This window comes from Candidatus Hydrogenedentota bacterium (genome assembly GCA_013359265.1).
In the GTDB taxonomy this organism is placed as follows: domain Bacteria; phylum Hydrogenedentota; class Hydrogenedentia; order Hydrogenedentales; family SLHB01; genus JABWCD01.
The window spans coordinates 101,803-118,452 of sequence record JABWCD010000022.1 but is presented as its reverse complement, the minus strand read 5'-3'; the positions used below and the strand labels follow the sequence as shown (position 1 = coordinate 118,452).

At 60.2% G+C, this 16,650-nt stretch carries 14 protein-coding genes; 6 read left to right on the top strand and 8 right to left on the bottom strand.

Translation table 11 applies throughout. The annotated features are described in order from the left end of the window. Positions 1-6: 6 nt before the first annotated feature. Complete coding sequence (locus HUU46_18400; GenBank protein NUM55621.1) at positions 7-1,314, top strand: amino acid permease; 1,308 nt, start codon at positions 7-9, stop codon at positions 1,312-1,314. Positions 1,315-1,330: 16 nt separating this feature from the next. Continuing rightward, a complete protein-coding gene (locus HUU46_18395; protein ID NUM55620.1) occupies positions 1,331-2,230 on the top strand; it encodes a TIGR01777 family protein in 900 nt (299 codons plus the stop codon). A gap of 50 nt (positions 2,231-2,280) precedes the next feature. Here the strand turns inward: HUU46_18395 and HUU46_18390 are convergent, their stop codons facing one another. Beyond that, positions 2,281-3,789, bottom strand: coding sequence for a hypothetical protein (locus HUU46_18390; GenBank protein NUM55619.1), 1,509 nt, complete (start codon positions 3,787-3,789; stop codon positions 2,281-2,283). Between the two features lie 239 nt (positions 3,790-4,028). Between HUU46_18390 and HUU46_18385 the strand changes: the two genes are divergently transcribed. Then, entirely contained in the window at positions 4,029-4,259 is a 231-nt protein-coding gene (locus HUU46_18385; protein ID NUM55618.1) for a DUF2905 domain-containing protein, read from the top strand. A 38-nt stretch (positions 4,260-4,297) separates the two neighbouring features. Here HUU46_18385 and HUU46_18380 read toward each other — a convergent pair whose 3' ends face one another. From HUU46_18380 to HUU46_18355, 6 genes are all read right to left on the bottom strand, one after another. Then, complete coding sequence (locus HUU46_18380; GenBank protein ID NUM55617.1) at positions 4,298-5,776, bottom strand: sulfatase; 1,479 nt, start codon at positions 5,774-5,776, stop codon at positions 4,298-4,300. A gap of 55 nt (positions 5,777-5,831) precedes the next feature. Next, positions 5,832-7,256: a PQQ-dependent sugar dehydrogenase gene (locus HUU46_18375; GenBank protein NUM55616.1), complete on the bottom strand. Its 1,425-nt coding sequence runs from the start codon at positions 7,254-7,256 to the stop codon at positions 5,832-5,834. A gap of 53 nt (positions 7,257-7,309) precedes the next feature. Further along, complete coding sequence (locus HUU46_18370; protein ID NUM55615.1) at positions 7,310-8,593, bottom strand: hypothetical protein; 1,284 nt, start codon at positions 8,591-8,593, stop codon at positions 7,310-7,312. Positions 8,594-8,717: 124 nt separating this feature from the next. Next, on the bottom strand, positions 8,718-9,731 hold the full coding sequence (locus HUU46_18365) for a hypothetical protein (protein ID NUM55614.1): 1,014 nt from the start codon (positions 9,729-9,731) through the stop codon (positions 8,718-8,720). 6 nt (positions 9,732-9,737) lie between these two features. Further along, positions 9,738-10,475, bottom strand: coding sequence for a hypothetical protein (locus HUU46_18360; protein NUM55613.1), 738 nt, complete (start codon positions 10,473-10,475; stop codon positions 9,738-9,740). 110 nt (positions 10,476-10,585) lie between these two features. Then, positions 10,586-11,089, bottom strand: a complete 504-nt coding sequence (locus tag HUU46_18355; protein NUM55612.1) for a PaaI family thioesterase — start codon at positions 11,087-11,089, stop codon at positions 10,586-10,588. 153 nt (positions 11,090-11,242) lie between these two features. Here HUU46_18355 and HUU46_18350 point away from each other — a divergent pair, with 153 nt between their 5' ends. The 3 genes from HUU46_18350 to HUU46_18340 all read left to right on the top strand — a co-directional run bounded on the left by HUU46_18350 (position 11,243) and on the right by HUU46_18340 (position 15,004). After that, complete coding sequence (locus HUU46_18350) at positions 11,243-11,632, top strand: four helix bundle protein (protein NUM55611.1); 390 nt, start codon at positions 11,243-11,245, stop codon at positions 11,630-11,632. A 46-nt stretch (positions 11,633-11,678) separates the two neighbouring features. Further along, on the top strand, positions 11,679-13,229 hold the full coding sequence (locus HUU46_18345; GenBank protein NUM55610.1) for a YihY family inner membrane protein: 1,551 nt from the start codon (positions 11,679-11,681) through the stop codon (positions 13,227-13,229). A 62-nt stretch (positions 13,230-13,291) separates the two neighbouring features. Beyond that, a complete protein-coding gene (locus tag HUU46_18340; GenBank protein NUM55609.1) occupies positions 13,292-15,004 on the top strand; it encodes a hypothetical protein in 1,713 nt (570 codons plus the stop codon). A 26-nt stretch (positions 15,005-15,030) separates the two neighbouring features. On the opposite strand, the gene HUU46_18335 is transcribed toward HUU46_18340, so the two are convergent. Next, positions 15,031-16,497, bottom strand: a complete 1,467-nt coding sequence (locus HUU46_18335; GenBank protein NUM55608.1) for a M20 family peptidase — start codon at positions 16,495-16,497, stop codon at positions 15,031-15,033. Positions 16,498-16,650 lie beyond the last annotated feature (153 nt).

The window sequence follows — 16,650 nt, the reverse complement described above, 5'->3', positions numbered from 1 at the left end:
CGCCGCATGTCCAGCGCGGAACCTCCCCACCTCGAGCGCACGCTCGGATTCTGGGCCCTCCTCGCGTATGGGGTGGGCGACATGCTTGGCGCCGGCATCTACGCGCTTGTCGGCAAAGTCGCCGGCTTGTCCGGAATGTTGTCGTGGATGTCCTTTGCCGTCGCGAGCGTTGCGGCCACGCTGACGGCGTGCGTGTACGCGGAACTTGCGACGCGGTTCCCGCAGAGCGGCGGCGCGGCCTATTACTGCGAACGCGCGTTCCGAAAGCCCGCGTTGTCCGTGTTCATCGGATGGCTTGTGCTGTGCTCCGGTGTCGTCTCGATGGCGACGTCGTCGCTCGCATTTGCAGGATATTTGACTAAACTCGTCGAGCCGCTTCCAGCGCCCGTGGCCGTCTGCGGGTTCCTTTTCGTCGTGGGAACGATCGCAATTCGCGGCATTCGGGAATCTTCCACCTCGAACATTATCTGCACCATGATCGAGCTTTCCGGTCTGCTTATCGTGGTGACGACCGGGCTGGCGCTGTTTTTCGGCGGCGGTCCGCCCAAGATTGAACTCGCAACACCGCCGCCGGAAGTAACGACATGGGCGCCATTGCTCATCCTGCAAGGCGCGGGGCTTGCCTTCTTTGCGTGCATCGGGTTCGAGGACATCGCGAATGTCGCGGAAGAGGTCAAGAAGCCGGAACGCACGATTCCAACGGCGCTGCTGTCGGCGATGGCAATCGTCGGCGCGGTCTATATGCTGGTCGCGTTCGTGTCGACGCGTACGCTTCCGCCGCACGAACTCGCATCGAGCGAGGCGCCGTTGCTCTCGGTTGTTGAACGTACCGCGCCATGGTCATTGAAGTTTTTTGGCGTTATCGCAATGTTCGCCGTTGCGAATACAAGCCTCTTGAATTGCGTAATGGGTTCGCGCCTACTCCACGGGATGTCGCGCGAGGGCTTGGTGCCGGAGTGGCTGGGCCGAATCCATCCCACGCGCCACACGCCTTACGTAGCGACGGTCATTGTCATCGCCATCGCGCTCGTGCTCGCGTTGACGGGCACTGTCGGGCACCTTGGCGGCACCACGAGCGTATTGCTGCTGGCCGTATTCATTGTGATCGACATTGCGCTCCTGAAGATTCGGCGCCGGGAGACCGAATATTTCGGCTTTCGCGTTCCGTGGTTTGTCCCCGTCGCGAGCATGGCAATATGTTTGGTGCTTATCGTGTTTTCTCAGCAGGCGTCGATTCGGATCGCCGCGGTGCTGGGCGCGCTGGGGGCCGTAATTGCGTGCACGCGTTGGAACCAACGGTCGCGCATTACATGAGAACGGGGTCAGCTCCATGCGAATTGTTATCGGTGGCGCAAGCGGCTTAATCGGGTCCGCGCTGGTCAAGACATTGCGCGCGGATGGGCACGACGTACGCAGGCTGGTACGAGGTCAGCCAATGGGTGGGGATATTTCATGGGACCCCGGCGCCGGTCGGCTCGACGCGTCGGCCTTGAATGGCGTGGAAGCGCTAATCCACCTCTCGGGCGAAAGCGTCGCGAGCGGGCGGTGGACTGCCGCAAAGAAAACGGCGATTCGCGACAGCCGTGTAAAGTCCACATCACTTCTGGCTTCCGCGCTTGCGTCCATCGACGAGCCTCCGAAAACGTGGCTCTGCGCGTCGGCGATCGGGTACTACGGCAATCGCGGCAGCGAATGGCTCGACGAGGGTTCCGCGGCGGGTGCGGGGTTTCTCGCGGAGGTCTGCAAGGAATGGGAGACGGCGACGAAGCCCGCGGCGGACGGCGGCCTTCGCGTCGTCAATTTGCGTTTCGGCGTCGTTCTCAGCGTCGAGGGCGGGGCATTCAGGCAAATGATGATGGCGTTCAAGATGGGCGTCGGCGGCGTTATTGGCAGCGGCGAACAGTACATCAGTTGGATTACGCTAAACGACGCTGTGCGCGCAGTCGTATGCGCCCTGGAAAACCCGTTCATCGCCGGCCCGATGAACGTTGTGTCCCCGAGTCCTGTCACGAACCGCGAACTGACTCAGACGCTGGGCCGTGCGCTCCGCCGCCCCACGATCCTTGCGGTGCCCGCCTTCGCCGCGCGACTTGTGTTCGGCGAGATGGCGGACGAAATGTTTCTCGCCAGCACGCGCGTCCGCCCCAAACAACTCCTCGATTCCGGTTTCACTTTCTCAGCGCCGGACCTCGCGTCCGCTCTGGAATCGTTGTTGAAAGTTGCCCCGTAGCCATTTTCGATCCGACCGGCTTTAACTCCATACCGAACCATCTCCACCCGTCACCACGTGTAATGCACCAGGTACGTCACCTTCTTCTCCTCGTCCGGCTGCAATGGCACACGGAACTCGACGGTCTGTGCGTCGGTCTTCTCGAATTCCATCGACGGCCCCCGAATTTCCCAATTTACGCCACGGTATAGGTGTTCTACGACGCGGATTTCGGCGGCTTCCTTCTTACGGTTGCGCACCGATATCTCGAACATCTCGTCAACCCAGTGCGCGTTGTAGTCGATGTTGTAGTTGAGCCGCTTCCGTTCGCCGACGAGATCAAACGCATCGCCGGTGTAGACGCGAATGGTTTCGCCCTGCGGCGTGTGCGCAATGACATTCTCCCCGGTGAATTCCAGTTGACCGTCGTCGTCGCGCTGATAGAACCGCGTCTTGCCCGCCGGCAACGGGATGCCAAGCCCATTTTCCTTCGTGTTTGCGAATTCGCGCATCACCCACACGAGCTTGTTGGACTGCGTGCCGTAATCGCGTTGCTGCATCAATTGCTCCGTGCCCCAGCCCCGGTACTGATTGGGATCAATCTGAACGCCGTCATACACATAGAAGCGTGTTGAAATAATCCCGTCCGCACGGACGAACTCGATTTGCTTCGTTTCGCGGTCACGCAGCGTAACGGGGCGCTCAACGGAGTAGAGATGATACTCATCGAAGGACTTCTCCGTGACCGCCGGTTGGAAGTACGCTCCCCCGCCAAATCCCCCCGAGCGCAAGGCTTCCATCTCGTAGGCCTGCGCCCCATGCGGGCGCAGCTTGTTCACGTTTCCTGCCATGAGTTTAATCTGTGCGTTTTCGAAGGTCTTGCCGCTCTGGTTGTCCATGGTCACCCAACCCACGAGATCGACCTTCTCGCCTTCGGCAGGCGCAACGAGGTTGTAGCTCGAATCCCAGCTCATGCCTCCGGTGATGTAACCAATCTCCGCGTCGAGTGGGCCCGCGGTGTCGGACTCCAGCGTCCAGGTCAATGTCGGCTTCAGTATGGTGTCGTCGGGAATTCCGGGGAACAGCGGCTGGCCCGGCAATCCAAAATGGAGCTTGCCATAAATCTCGATAATCGGTTGCGAGCCGCCGCCACCGTACGCCATAGCCTGCTGCATCATCTGGTACTGCTGGCCGTAGCGTTGCATGGCCGCGGCGCTGTGCGGCGCGTAGTTGCTGCGCACAACGCGCCCCTGAACGATGTCGCGCTGATCTCCGGTTTGGATGATGAAGTCGATGAACTTTCCTTCATTGAGCTTTAACAGCAACTCCGGCGAAAGCTGGTCTGCGCGGTAGTTCTGCTCCAGAATGCGGATCGCCACCTTCCCCGCCGGATCGCGCAGCATGACCGAGTCCGGCTCGAGGTGGGCGGTCGTGTCGTTGAACGTGACTTGGTTTGTGCCCTGCTGCAGGTCAAGGCGAATGTTTTCGCGCACAACACCAAATTGCTGGTTGTAGATTGTTACCGACGGCTCGGCGGCGGCAGTGGCGATAACAACGACGGCTACCAGAATGTGACGCATGGTTGACTACTCCTTATTCGATGGGAGCTATGCGAACTATGGGACCAGTGTGGACCTTACGATGTATGCGACACCATAATACCGTTCCGAGTTCGCACCGGGCCGGGGCGAGGTTCCGCACTCGAGTAAACATGCCGCCCGTCCGACACATCACGTCCCCCCATTGTTCCTATTGCTCCCATTCCTCCCATCTCTATCTGTACAATAGTTGACGTACAACGGCACGGTATTTCTAACGTATGGACACGCAATTCTTGGGACGCGCCCTGATTGGCCTGGGAGTCGTAATCGTGATAGCCGGGTTGGTCGTGTATTTCGGCGGCAAGGCGGGGTTCTTTGGGCTGGGTAAGCTGCCGGGGGACGTGCGCATCGAGCGGGAAAGCTTCAGCTTCTATTTCCCGATTACGACGTCGATCATTGTCAGCATAATTCTGACCCTTCTACTGGTTGTCCTATCGAAGTTCCGCTAGAGGTGGCGCACTTTTTCGTCCGGCGCGGCTACCGCCGGTCATTGTGTCCCTATCCATGCGGGTTCCTGCAAACAGCCGGATTCCTTGAGAAGTGTGTTGAGCCGGTTCGTCATGTCCTCGAACAGGGCCTTCACGTCGTCCGGCGCTTTCTTGCGAATAATTGCTTCGAGGATGCCGCCCTCCGAATCCTGAATGTAGCCTGCCAGCAGATTCGTCATTTCGTCCGGGTCCTTCTCGACGTCGTAGAGTTCGTAGAAGTCCCACACGCCGTGGTAGCGGATATACTTGTGCGTCTTCGTGCGCACTCCCAGCATCGTCGGCGTTTGCGGAAACGACCGTTCCCAGAGGTATTCGTACAGGATCGAGTCGCGCCACTCCGGCGATTCGCCCCTCATTAAGGGCAGCAGCGAGCGCCCCTGCATGCTCGACGGCACGGGCAGGCCCGCAGCTTCAAGAAACGTCGGCGCAAAGTCGATGTTCGCAGTCAACTCGCCGCACTTCGCTCCCGGCTTGATGAAGTCCGGACAGTGCGCGATGCACGGCACGCGGATCGACGCTTCGTACATGGTTCGCTTGTCGATCAGCCCATGCTCGCCGAACTGAAAACCGTTGTCCGACGTAAACACGAACAACGTCGAATTGAGCAGCCCCTGTTCACGCAGGGTCTCGACAATTCGTCCGACGCTGTCGTCCACCGCGCGCATCGTCTCGCAATAATCGCGCGCGAATGAGTCAAAATCAGTCTCCTTGTTGTACATACCGTCCACGCCATGCCAACTGTGGCGTTGCGCGCGCACCCACGCGGGTTTCCCGCAGTAGTTCTCGTCCGTATTCGCCATGCTCGCGGGATGCGGATACGTCTTGTCCGCGTAACAACCCTTGTGCCGGCCGGCGGGATGAAACTCGGCATGCACAGCCTTGTGCGATACATAGAGGCAAATCGGACTGTCGCCCCGCTCGCGCAGAAACGCCACTGCCTTGTCCGTGATTAAATCGGTGACGTAGCCCGCCTCCTGCTTGCGCTGGCCGTTCGTATTGAATGTCGGATCTACGTATACGCCTTGCCCGCGGAATGACGACCAATAATCGAAGCCCGGCCGCGGATCGTCGGTGTCGCCGCCCATATGCCACTTCCCAACGAACGCCGTCCGATAGCCAGCTTCCTGCAGCATGCGCGGAAATGTCGGGATTGCATCGTCGAGCGGCGACTTGTTGTCATAGACCTTGTGCGAATGCGCGTAAAGCCCGGTGAGCATCGACGCCCGGCTGGGCGAGCACAAGGACGTGGTGACGAACGCGCGCTCAAACACTATCCCGCCGCGCGCAAGCGCATCGAGATTCGGCGTTTCGAGAAAGGGATGCCCCATAAAACCCATCGAATCGAAGCGCATGTCGTCGATCAAAATGAAAACGATGTTGCGCCGCGCAGGCGTAGACGCTGCGTGGGCGTGAGTCGCGACGGCAACGGCGGCAGCCGCCTGCGCCATGAAGTCGCGCCGTGGAATGGAATCTGTCACCTCATGCCCTCCGCATTGCCGGTGGCCGACCGTCTGGCAAGCCCAGAATAAGCGGTCATTGCAGCGCCTTATAGGACCGTTCTTTGATACACGTCAACTTTAGCACTGCGCCGGGGTCGTTTGTCACAACGTAGATTGCGCCGTCCGGGCCGCAGCCAACGTCGCGCACGCGCCCTACATTCTTGAGGATGACTTCCTGGTGCATTACGCGCTTGTCCGTGACTCGGACTATACGGAGCTCCTCGTTTCGCAGCGCAGTGACAAGAAGGCTGTTGTTCCATTTGGGAAACTGATCGCCGGAGTAGAAGTCAATGCCGCATACTGCAATCGAAGGACGCCAGAATGACGCCGGCTGCTCCAAGCCGTCCTTTTCCGTCAAGTCCGAGACAATCGCGCCGCTGTAGTCGCGGCCCCAGGTAATAACGGGCCATCCGTAATTCTTTCCCGGCTCGATCACGTTGATTTCGTCGCCACCCATGGGGCCGTGCTCGGTCTCCCAGAGGTAGCCGGTCTCGGGATGGATCGCGAGGCCCTGCGCATTGCGGTTGCCGTAGGAATAGATGCTGCGCATTGCGCCGCGCTTTCGCGCGAAGGGGTTGTCCTTCGGGATACTTCCGTCCGGCCGGATGCGGTGAATCTTACCATTTGGACGTCCCAGGTCTTGCGCGTGTTCCTTCATGCCGCGCTCGCCGATAGAGAAGAATAGATGGCCCTTCGTATCGAACACGATTCGGCACCCGTAGTGTATACGCGTGGTCAAGTACGTCTCGTGCGGCGCCTCGAACACGGTCTGCTCATCAGTCCAGGCGCCGTTCGCAATCTTCCCGCGCACGATCTTGGTCATCGCCAATGCCGGCTTATCCTCTTGTTCCGGCAGCGCGTGGCTGAATGCGAGGTACACCCAAGCGTTCTCGGCATAATCGGGGTCCACCGCAACGTCCATCAGGCCCCCCTGGCCCTCAGGCAAGACTTCCGGAGTGCCGTTTACCGGCGCCGGGTCCAGCGCGCCTTTCCTCACGATGCGCAGTCGCCCTTCCTGTTCCGTCAGCAAGACGGTGTCGTTGTCCGGAAACGCGATACCCCAGGGGTCCTTCAAACCCTGTACCCATTGGTCGACCTTGACGTGATAATCCTGCGTCTGCACTTCCGCGGGCGGGGGCGGCTTCGCCGCGCCGGTGGATTTTTCCACGCTGAGAATGTAATCGACCACCGCCCCGATCTGGGCGTCACTCATCGACGATTCGTACGCGGGCATACCGAGGTCCGTGATGCCGTGCTTGACGTTGCTCGTCAAATACCATTTGCCGTCGCCGAACTGCCATACGCCGTCCACCATGCTCTGCGCATTGCCACCGCGCAAGTCCGCGCCGTGACACTGCGCGCAGAACTGCTGGTATAATGCCGCCCCGCCCGGCGCGTCTTGCGCAAACGCCTGTGCGGCGAGAACCGAAATTATCGAACCGAATCGAGTTAGTTGCATATCAGCGCTCCCGTTTCCGCCGCAAACTCCTCGACACACTCGGCCGTCACAAATTACCGACGAACAGCCGGTTGCGTCCACGCCATTTCGAAATCGCCTTCCTTGAACGGGTCGGCCTTGAGTTTGGACGAAACGACTTTGGCGCGCACGTACATTTCGTCGCCTTTGAACGCGTAGACGGCCGGGTTCGTGTGGGATTCGGCGAGTACGACGCCGATATCCGCGCTGTATTGGCGCGGCGTGCTTGGAATTTCAACGCCATTCTCGTCCAAAGTTGGTTTGCTTGAGAGGTCTGCACCCTTGCGCGTGCCGTAAAAGATTGTCTTGTAAGGAACGTCATGTTCCGCATCGATAGTGACGCGGTATTCCTTTTCGTCCCACTCGATTGCGTTCAACAACACGCCGGAACTTGCATAGAAGTCGCCGCGATTGAATGCTTCCATGATCGAGTCGGCTTCGAGGTTCTCGGCCAGGACCATGCACCAGCCGCGCCCGGGGATCGAGTGGCCCGCGCCGCGCACGAAATAATCGTGGGCGTCGTCCGTAGCGACGCCGTAGAGGATGTTCTCCGGGTTTTCCGCCAACCGCACCGCGAGCACGATGTCCCAATAGCGGTCGGTGTTGACGCGGTGCAACTTTTCGTCGCCCCAATTCTTCACACCGCCGTGGCCGTTGTAGACTTCGAAGAACCGGCTGGTATCGACCGCAATGAGGTCCTCCGGCGGTACGCCGTAATCGCCCCAGTTCGGGTGGTTCACGTGGGCAAGCATAGGCGCATTGTGCTGGCGGCTTTGTTCATCGACCGCATGAACGTGCTCGCGCACGACACCTTCGGTCGTGTCTGCCTTAGACTGAGGAATCTTGTCGCGAATGTTCAGTCCGTTGACGTGCGCCTTCGCCGTAATTTCCTCGCCTTCAATCAGGATGAACTTGCCAGGTTCTTCGAATCGCTTGCGCAGTTCCTCGTAGGTCTTCAGGCGCATGACGGTTTCGCCGCCGGCCTCGGAAGTCTCAACCCAGTCGTCGCCAAATTTTTCCTTTAACTGCGCGAGACGCTCGGCCGTGAGGCGGGTCTTCTCTCCCGCGATGAATAGTTTTTCGCCGCGCAGCATTACGTTGTGGTCCGTGATGGAAAGGAAGTCGTAATCCCGTTCTTTATACCAGTCCACGGCGAGTTCCGGCGCGGCGTCCCCGTCGCTCCAGAGCGTATGCGTATGCGTATTCCCTTTGTACCACCGTCTATCGCCTTCGGGCTTAAGCGATTTTGTCGTTTGCGCGTGGGCGGCCAGGATGGCGAATGCCGCAACAAGAACGATAGCGCGACGTACGATTGACATGGGAATCCTCCGGAATTCTGGGTTGCAGTCACCGGACGCAGTGTACTTCCGAAGTATGAGCACGATGCAAGTGGACAATCCGGCAATTCCCGCGGGGACGTGAGGCTTCGCGGCGGGCGCAGCGCTATTGCTTGTCTTCGTGCCCCGGCACGCCGGCCTTCGTCGCAAATTCCAGCAGTTGATCATGGGAAGGCTCTTCCGCCACCAGGTGGCGGACGATTGCGCCATCGCGAATGACGTAGAAGCACGGCGGTGCGCTCGCGTCCTCGTGGAGCAGGTTCATGAACGTGAGCACTTCAATTGTCTGAATAGGGAACTGCGGATCGGTCAGCGACATGAAGTCATTCATTTCGCCGTCCGTGCCCATCATGATCGCCACGACCATGGGCGCCCCCGGGGCCTGCATCAACTCGTTAAGTGTGCGCGCGACCGCCTGGCAGTGTTCGCACGAGGCGCTCAACATGGCAACCAGGTACTCCCCTTGCGCCAACGGCACGGGCGCGCCGCCGAGCCGCGGCACGAACTCGGCGAATGGTTTCGCCTCTGCGATTGCCGTGTTGACCGGAGTGTTCGCCGCGCTCGTGGGCGCAGGCGCAGGCTCACCCATAGCGAGTGCGCCGGCCACAATAAGAATCCCAGCCAGCGCCAACCCGACGGCGGCAGTCTGATTCGACTTTCGCGGTTTCTCGACTGCTGGATCGCCTTCTTCCGCTTGCGCAGCCACAGGCCTATTGCGAAAGCCGAACCACGCCATGCCCGTCATGCCCAGCAGTACCACGTTCTTGGCAATCGACGTGCCCGGCCCCATCTTGATGTATTCGCCGAAGCACCCACAATCCGCGAGGCCTTTGAAGGCCCACGCGTAAGCGATGAGCGCGGTGAATCCGACGAGCAAGCCGGACGTGAAAACCAGCGTACGACCACCGAAACGAAAACCGCCGAGCAATGCCGCGCCGAGCGCAGTCTCCAGCGCGACCATGCAATACGCTATCGTCAGTACCGCGGATTGATCGCGCACGATTCCGTAGGCGCGGACCTGCACGGCAAAACTGTACACATCGAGCGCCTTCGACGCGGCGCTTACGATGAACAACACGCCGACGGCAATTTCGATCGGGCGGGCAACGCGGCTCAGCACGACAGACTACTCCTTGCTGGGTACTTCATTTGGTACCGTAGGCATAAATGCTGCGAACATGTGCTCGAGTTCCGCGAGGCCTTCGTCAATCGAATACGGAAGCGCATGCGCGAACAGGTCGAGGATAACCAACGCGTTCAGGTGCGCGTCGCCCGCGGGGATCACACGCAGTCGATTCGCCAACCCGACATTCACTTCGTGAATCAAATCGTACGTTTCCCGAAGACCGCGCAAATCGATATCCGGCGCCGCGCCGCGCAGCTTCAAGAAATATTGTCCGAGCAAATACGCGCCGACCGAACGAAACATCGTCTCCTCACGCGTCGCGAGCGGCAAATGAAACCGCGCCATCGGCTTGAACCGCGCGAGAATCGGGCACCCGCTCGTGGCCATGCTCAGCCCGACGAGCGAGCTTAGCGCGCGCTGCACCGAGGTCTTCGAGGTCACGGTCCGTTCGCGTGTGACAATCGTGACTTCGACCTCGGTGAACGACAACAACGGCCCGAACTCGTTCAGAATATCGACAAAGGCGAGCGCCGCGGGGCAATGTGCGTGTTCGGGCGCGCTGAGCGGGCAAACGCGGCATTGGTGTACATCGAGTTTTGCCCAATCAGGCGGCGTCTCCGCGCGTTCCCGTTTCGCCTCCAACGTCTTCGCATCGAGCTTGATGCACAGCGCCGCGTCAAGTTTCTCGCCGTCGGCGCAGCGAAATTGGTATGCGATATCGATGGTGCCGTTCGTCACGTCATTACGCAGCCCGGGTTGCAGGACAATTGGTCATCCAGCCAGGAAAACATTCATTCCATGATCGCCCTTCCGCGGGTGGATGTCCAATTGCCCGCTGACGGCAGGATTCATGGGCTGTTGCGCAGGATATCGAAAACGCGTTCCTCGCCGCCCCGGTAAATCAGGTGATCATCGATCGCGAGCGTCTGCTCGGCGGACAACGGAATGAACGACCCCTCCGCGCGCGCGAACTCCTCCCCCGTTTCGTCGATTACCGCCCCGTTCCCATAGGCGATGCGCCGGTTCGACTTCGTAATTTCGGCCCACACCAGCATTTTCCGGTCGCCGGGCACGGGCTTACGGTAGCGCAGTTTCAATTCCGCGGTGACCGTCATGCGCGCGAGCGCGCGGTTCGCGGCCCAGGCAATTGTCTCGTCCAACAGCGCGGCCACGACGCCTCCGTGGAGCACGTTCGGATAACCGCAGTGGTGCGCCTTGGGTTGAAACCACGTCTTGATTTTGCCGTCTTCCACGAAAAACCGGAGCTGAAGGCCGGCAATGTTCTCCTCGCCGCAGACAAAGCACGACCGCGAATTCGGCAGAAAGACTCGGCCATTCTCGGCAGTATTCATGTTCGAATTCCTTGCAGCGCCCGCACACGCGGCGCTCGTTCAGCGGGTAGTGTGCATCGCGTCGGGATAGTCCGTCAACGCGGCTTGCTGCAAGCCAGGTACCGGATCAAGAATGGAGCGCCGCGAACGCACCACAGACTTTAAGGAGGCAGCATGGCGGAAGCACCGGACCCGGACATTCGCGAACGGACGTTTCTCTATTCCGTGCGGGCGGTCCGCATGTACGAGTACATCTGTAAGGAGGGCAAGAGCGCGTCAGGCGTCATACTCGGCGAACAGTTCCTGCGTTGCGCAACGTCGCTTGGGGCCGCGGTGGACGAGGCGCAGCATTCGGAATCGCGCTCTGAGTACATCGTCCGGATTGAAGAGGCCGCGAAGGAAGCGCGCGAGGCCCTGTACTGGCTGCGGCTCATGAAGGATACCGACACGGTGCCGTCGAGAAGGATTGTCCCGTTTGAACAGGATACGCGCGAAATCATTGCCCTGTTGTCCGCGCGGGCCAGCGGGTCTCGTGCCCGCACCGCGCCCCGGCGGGGTAGGTAAACGGCGCATCGTGCGGCGGTAACGGGCCATCGCATATACTCGAAGCATGATCGGGAAAGTGCAGCGCGCGTTCGATGCATTGAAGCGCGGCCGCCGGTTTGTCACGCACGACGTGTGGTACATCGGCCGCCCGGGCGAGGGGGTCCCCCACGGCTTCGTGATCAAACAGGTGCGCGTCCTCATTCTCCTCGTGCGCAACCTGCTGCAGGGCGCGTTCCTCATGCGCGCGGCCGCGCTCACATTCACGTCGTTACTGTCCGTTGTTCCCTGCGTCGCGATCCTGTTCATCGTTATTCAAAAGCTCAATCTCGGCTATCACGCCGTCGACTTCGTCACGGAGCTCGCCTCGCGGGTAGAAGTCTCGGAGCAGGACCCGGGCAATCCCACTCCGCAGCCCTTGCTCTCACTTGATTTGAACGAGGAAGTCAGCCGGCGCAACGAAGAGGTCATCCGCAGACTGTTGCGCTTGATGTTTGCAGATGTCCGCCCCGTTAACGTCGCGGCGGCTGCCGGTTCGAACGAAGACTTGACCGACCCGATCGAAGTCCTGATGAAGTTCGCAAAAGACGTATCCAAGACGTGGCAGGGCGCCAATTCCCGGACCGTAATCGCGTTGAGCGGCTTTGTGCTTGTTACCGTTTTTGGAATGATGTGGAATATCGAGTCCGCCTTTAACTCCATCTGGGGCGTGCGGCGCACGCGCTCGTGGTATCGCATTTTCAGCGACTACCTTCTAATCATGCTGCTCATACCGTTTGTCGTTGCGGCCGTGCTGGGCTTCATGATTGCGATGCAAAGCCCGGCCGACCGGCGCTATTCCGTCGATCTCGCGTTGCGCACTCTGCCGTATCTCTCGATTTGGGCAATCTTCACGTTGGTTTACGTAATCGTGCCGAACACCAAAGTGAAATGGCGGTACGCGCTGCTCGGTGGGATCATTGGCGGGACGCTTTGGTGCCTGGGTTCATTGGCGTACGTCAATCTGCAGATTGGCGTGACGCGGAACAGTCTCATTTACTCGAGCTTTGCGTTGTTCCCACTGTTAATGACATGGATTTACGTGAGCTGGATCATCGTGCTGTTCGGCGCAGAACTCACATTTGCCTGCCAAAACGAGCGCACGTTTGCCATGGAACGCCTCGCGCAGGGTGCGAGCCATGCCTACCGCGAAGCGGTCGGGCTCCGCGCAATGGTCGAGGTCAGCCGCCGGTTCGACGAGGGGCTGCCCGGCATGGCGACCGAGGATGCCGCGCGCGAGTGGAACGTGCCCACCCGCGTCATCAACGAGACGATGAATCAACTTGAGGAGGCGGGCCTCGTCTGCGCGCGCGCGACGGAGCCCATTACCTACGCGCCCGCGCGGTCGCTGGACAAGATCACCGTCGGCGACGTCGTGAACGCGCTGCGCGAGGCGGGCAGGGAACCGTCCGCGCTTCGCGAGGATGAATCGCTGCGCCCGCTGCTGGCCGAAATCGAAGGGCGCGGCAGTCGACTGATGACCGCGTCGCTGGATACCTTTGTGCGGCGATTCTATCCGCAGCACGAGGCGATTGAAGTTGTCGTGTCTGATTCGAAGGAGCTTCCGTCGCCCGAGTGAACATCCGGCGCTGGTGCGGACTATTGAGAGCGAGGAAAGGCAGGAGAGCGATGGGAGCAATAATGCGTTCGTTCGTGGCCAATCGTGCCGGGATACCGTTGTACCGCGTTTGCAGCTCATTTCCGTTGGCGTTTTTGCTCGCGCTGTCTGCCTGCCGTCCGGCCGACAGAGCCCCCGGCGGCGAAGGGACCCCCTCAGGTCCGCCGAGTACGGCGGCTGTCCTCAAACTCATGCCGGAAGGCGCGGTGACCGCGCTCGCACTTCCGTCCGTCGAGTTGGCTGAGGAACAGATTCACGCGTTGCTACTTCGCGGCGCACCAGATGATGTCGATATGAGGGCCGAGATCAAAGTACTTACAGGACAGTTTGCACGCGGCGCCAACGCGTTCGAGGCCGAATCCATTGCTGACATCGCCGCAATCAAGGGCCTCGATCCGGAGAAGCCCCTTGCGCTGTTCTTCGGCGCATCGAAGGAAATCAAAACTGAGCCTTCGCCGCTGGGGCAAATCGAGTTCGAGCGGCAAATAATGGCGTATCTCGGTTTCGGAGCGCTGCCACCGATGGCCGCGGTGTTGCCTTACGCAAAGCGGCAAGACGCGGAGAAGTTCGTCGTCGATTGGGGTGGTTCTGGAACTATGAATCCCAAAGACCTCGACGAGCCCAAGACAACGATCTTCTCCCGCGATGACGACAGCTTCGCGTACTTCTTCACGGACGATCTGCTCGTTGCGGGAACGAGTGCGGCGCTCGTGCGCGGGATCGCCGGGCGCATGAAATCTCCGGCATCCGTCCGCTACGGCACGAACGACTGCCCCGCGGACAGCACCGACGAAATCGTGCAACTGATACGGACGGACAAGGTAGCCGCCGGTGTCGCTGCTTCAACGTCTCCTTTCTTCAGCGGTTCGTTGCCGCGAAATCTCGGAGACGCAGCGTCGCAACTTTGGAGAGGCTGGATCGAGCCTTACAAGGGCGATGATCCAATGGTCGTGACGTGGAAATTCGACGGCGATCGGCTATCGGTCCGCTCGCGCCTTGACTATGCCAAGCATCCGGAGGCGAAAGCCGCCCTGGCGCCCGCCGCTCCCCTGACACACCTAAACGCTTTGCCAGAATCCACCATCGCGGCGTGGAGCATACAACTCACGCCAAAAACGCGGGCAAGCCTCAAGGAGTCCGCGGGCACGAGCATGGGTGCGCAAGGCGGGATGATCGGTCAATTGGGCGGTTCGATCGGCAAGGTCATTGACCTCATGGGCGACGCGGCGACGATCGCCGTAACGGGACCGGGCGCCGATACGTCAAAGTTGGCTGTACTCATTTCATTTCAGGATGGCGACGCCGCGCGAAGCGTATTGCGCGATCTCGGCATGACACCGTTGAAGGCGGAGACGTACAACAATACGGACATCTTCTCGTTTGTGTTTCCGCCCGCGACGGTCTACTACGCGATTCCGAAGAGCACATTCGTGCTCGCCGGAAATCTTGATTCTGTGAAGGACCTGATTGACCGGATCGATTCCGGGAAACCCGGACCATTTGCATCAGGATTGAACCCGCCGCTCGACGTCAACCCACCGCGTCAGCAGGCGTTTGTAGCCAAACAGGAATTCTTCGCCGGGGCGTTGTTGCCGGCACTGGAGGCCAACGGCATGGCCTCGAAGGATCAAACCCAGTACACAACGAAAGCATTGGGCAAGGTGCGCGACGCGCGCATGACCACGGAAGTCGTGAAGGATTGGCAGGACACGCACCTTGTCGTCCAGTTCGAGTAGTTCGCGGCGGAACGACGCACAACGACCTACGCGTCGAAATTGCGAATGAGCTGCACATAGAACCGGCAGACTTCGCCGAAGTTCTGGACGCGGATGTGTTCGTTCGTCCCGTGCAGCATCTTGATTTCGCCTTGGCGAAACCGCGTTGGTGTGAAGCGGTACACGTTCGGCGTAACGTCGTAAAAGAACCGCGAATCCGTGCCGCCCAGCACGAGGAACGGTCCGACGACAACGTCGGGACTCACTTCGCGAATAGTCTTCTCCAGTATCCCGTACGGCGCGGCGTTGATATCGGATACCGGCGATGGATCGCGCGGTTCCTTTTCGATTGATTCAATTTTTACACGCTCGTCGTCGACGATCCTGGTTATGCGATCGCAGACGGTCTTCACCGTTTCGCCAGGAAGGATGCGGAAATTCACGACCGCCTTCGCCTCCGGCGGCAGCACGTTGTCCTTCACGCCACCGGAGATCATCGTCACGGCGGTCGTCGTACGCACCACCGCGTTCGTCTCCGGCGACCCGGATAGCATGCGTTCGACGAGTGGCCCAAACAACCAGAGGTTCGCGAACACCGCGCGCTGCCCGAACGGCATTTCCGGCCCGAACGCGTCGAACATTTGCCTTGCGGGGCCGGAGAGTCCGCCCGGGAACGGGTTCGCTTCGAGCTTCGCTATCGCCTCGGCGAGTATGCCGATGGCGCTATGCGGGGGCGGAGTCGACGAATGACCTCCGGGCTGGTTCACGGTAAGCGAGAAACTCGCGTACCCTTTTTCGGCAATGCCAATTAACGCCGCGGGCGCGTTCAACCCGGGCATCACGTCGTGAATGATCGATCCGCCTTCATCTACGACGCATTCGGGTGTAATCTTCCGTTCGACCAACAGGTCGACGATCTTCTGCGCACCCTCGGGGCCTCCCAATTCCTCGTCGTGGCCGAAGGACAGCATGATTGTGCGCTTCGGCCGAAAGCCTTTCTCGATCAGCCACTCGACGGCTTCCATCGCGCCGATGACGTTCTGCTTGTCGTCCGCCGCACCCCTTCCCCACACCGCGCCGTCCGCAATCTTCCCTTCGAACGGCGGGTGCGACCAGTCAGTTTCGCTTCCCGGCGCCACGGGCACTACGTCGAAATGGCCCATGATCACCAACGGTTTCAACGAGGCGTCGCTGCCCGGCCACGTATACAGCAGGCTGAAACCGCCCACCTTCTCGCGCGTTAGCGCAGCGTGCGACTTCGGGTACGTCTCCTCAAGATAGGCGTGAAACGCTTCGAACTCGTCCTTGCTGATAGGCGAAGGCACGCCAAACGAAATGGTTTCAAACGCGATCGCTCTTGCCAGGCGCTCCGCGGCGCGATCGACATCGAGGTCAATATCCCGAACCGGAGTCGCGGCAATCTGCTTCGACGTGAACATCAGCGTGCGGCCAACAATCACACACACGAGAATCGCGACGATACTCGCGACGATCGACACCGCTCGCTTCACCATGGCGCCCTCCGGCTTGCACGCCCCACCCTGCCGAGAGCGTAGCACGCGGCCCAATCTGAATGCAGCAGGCCGGCGGCCCCTTTGACCGTTTGCCGTTCATGGTGGTAACATCTGCCGGTCGAACCCGACCGCTGCCTCCAACACAGGTGCACG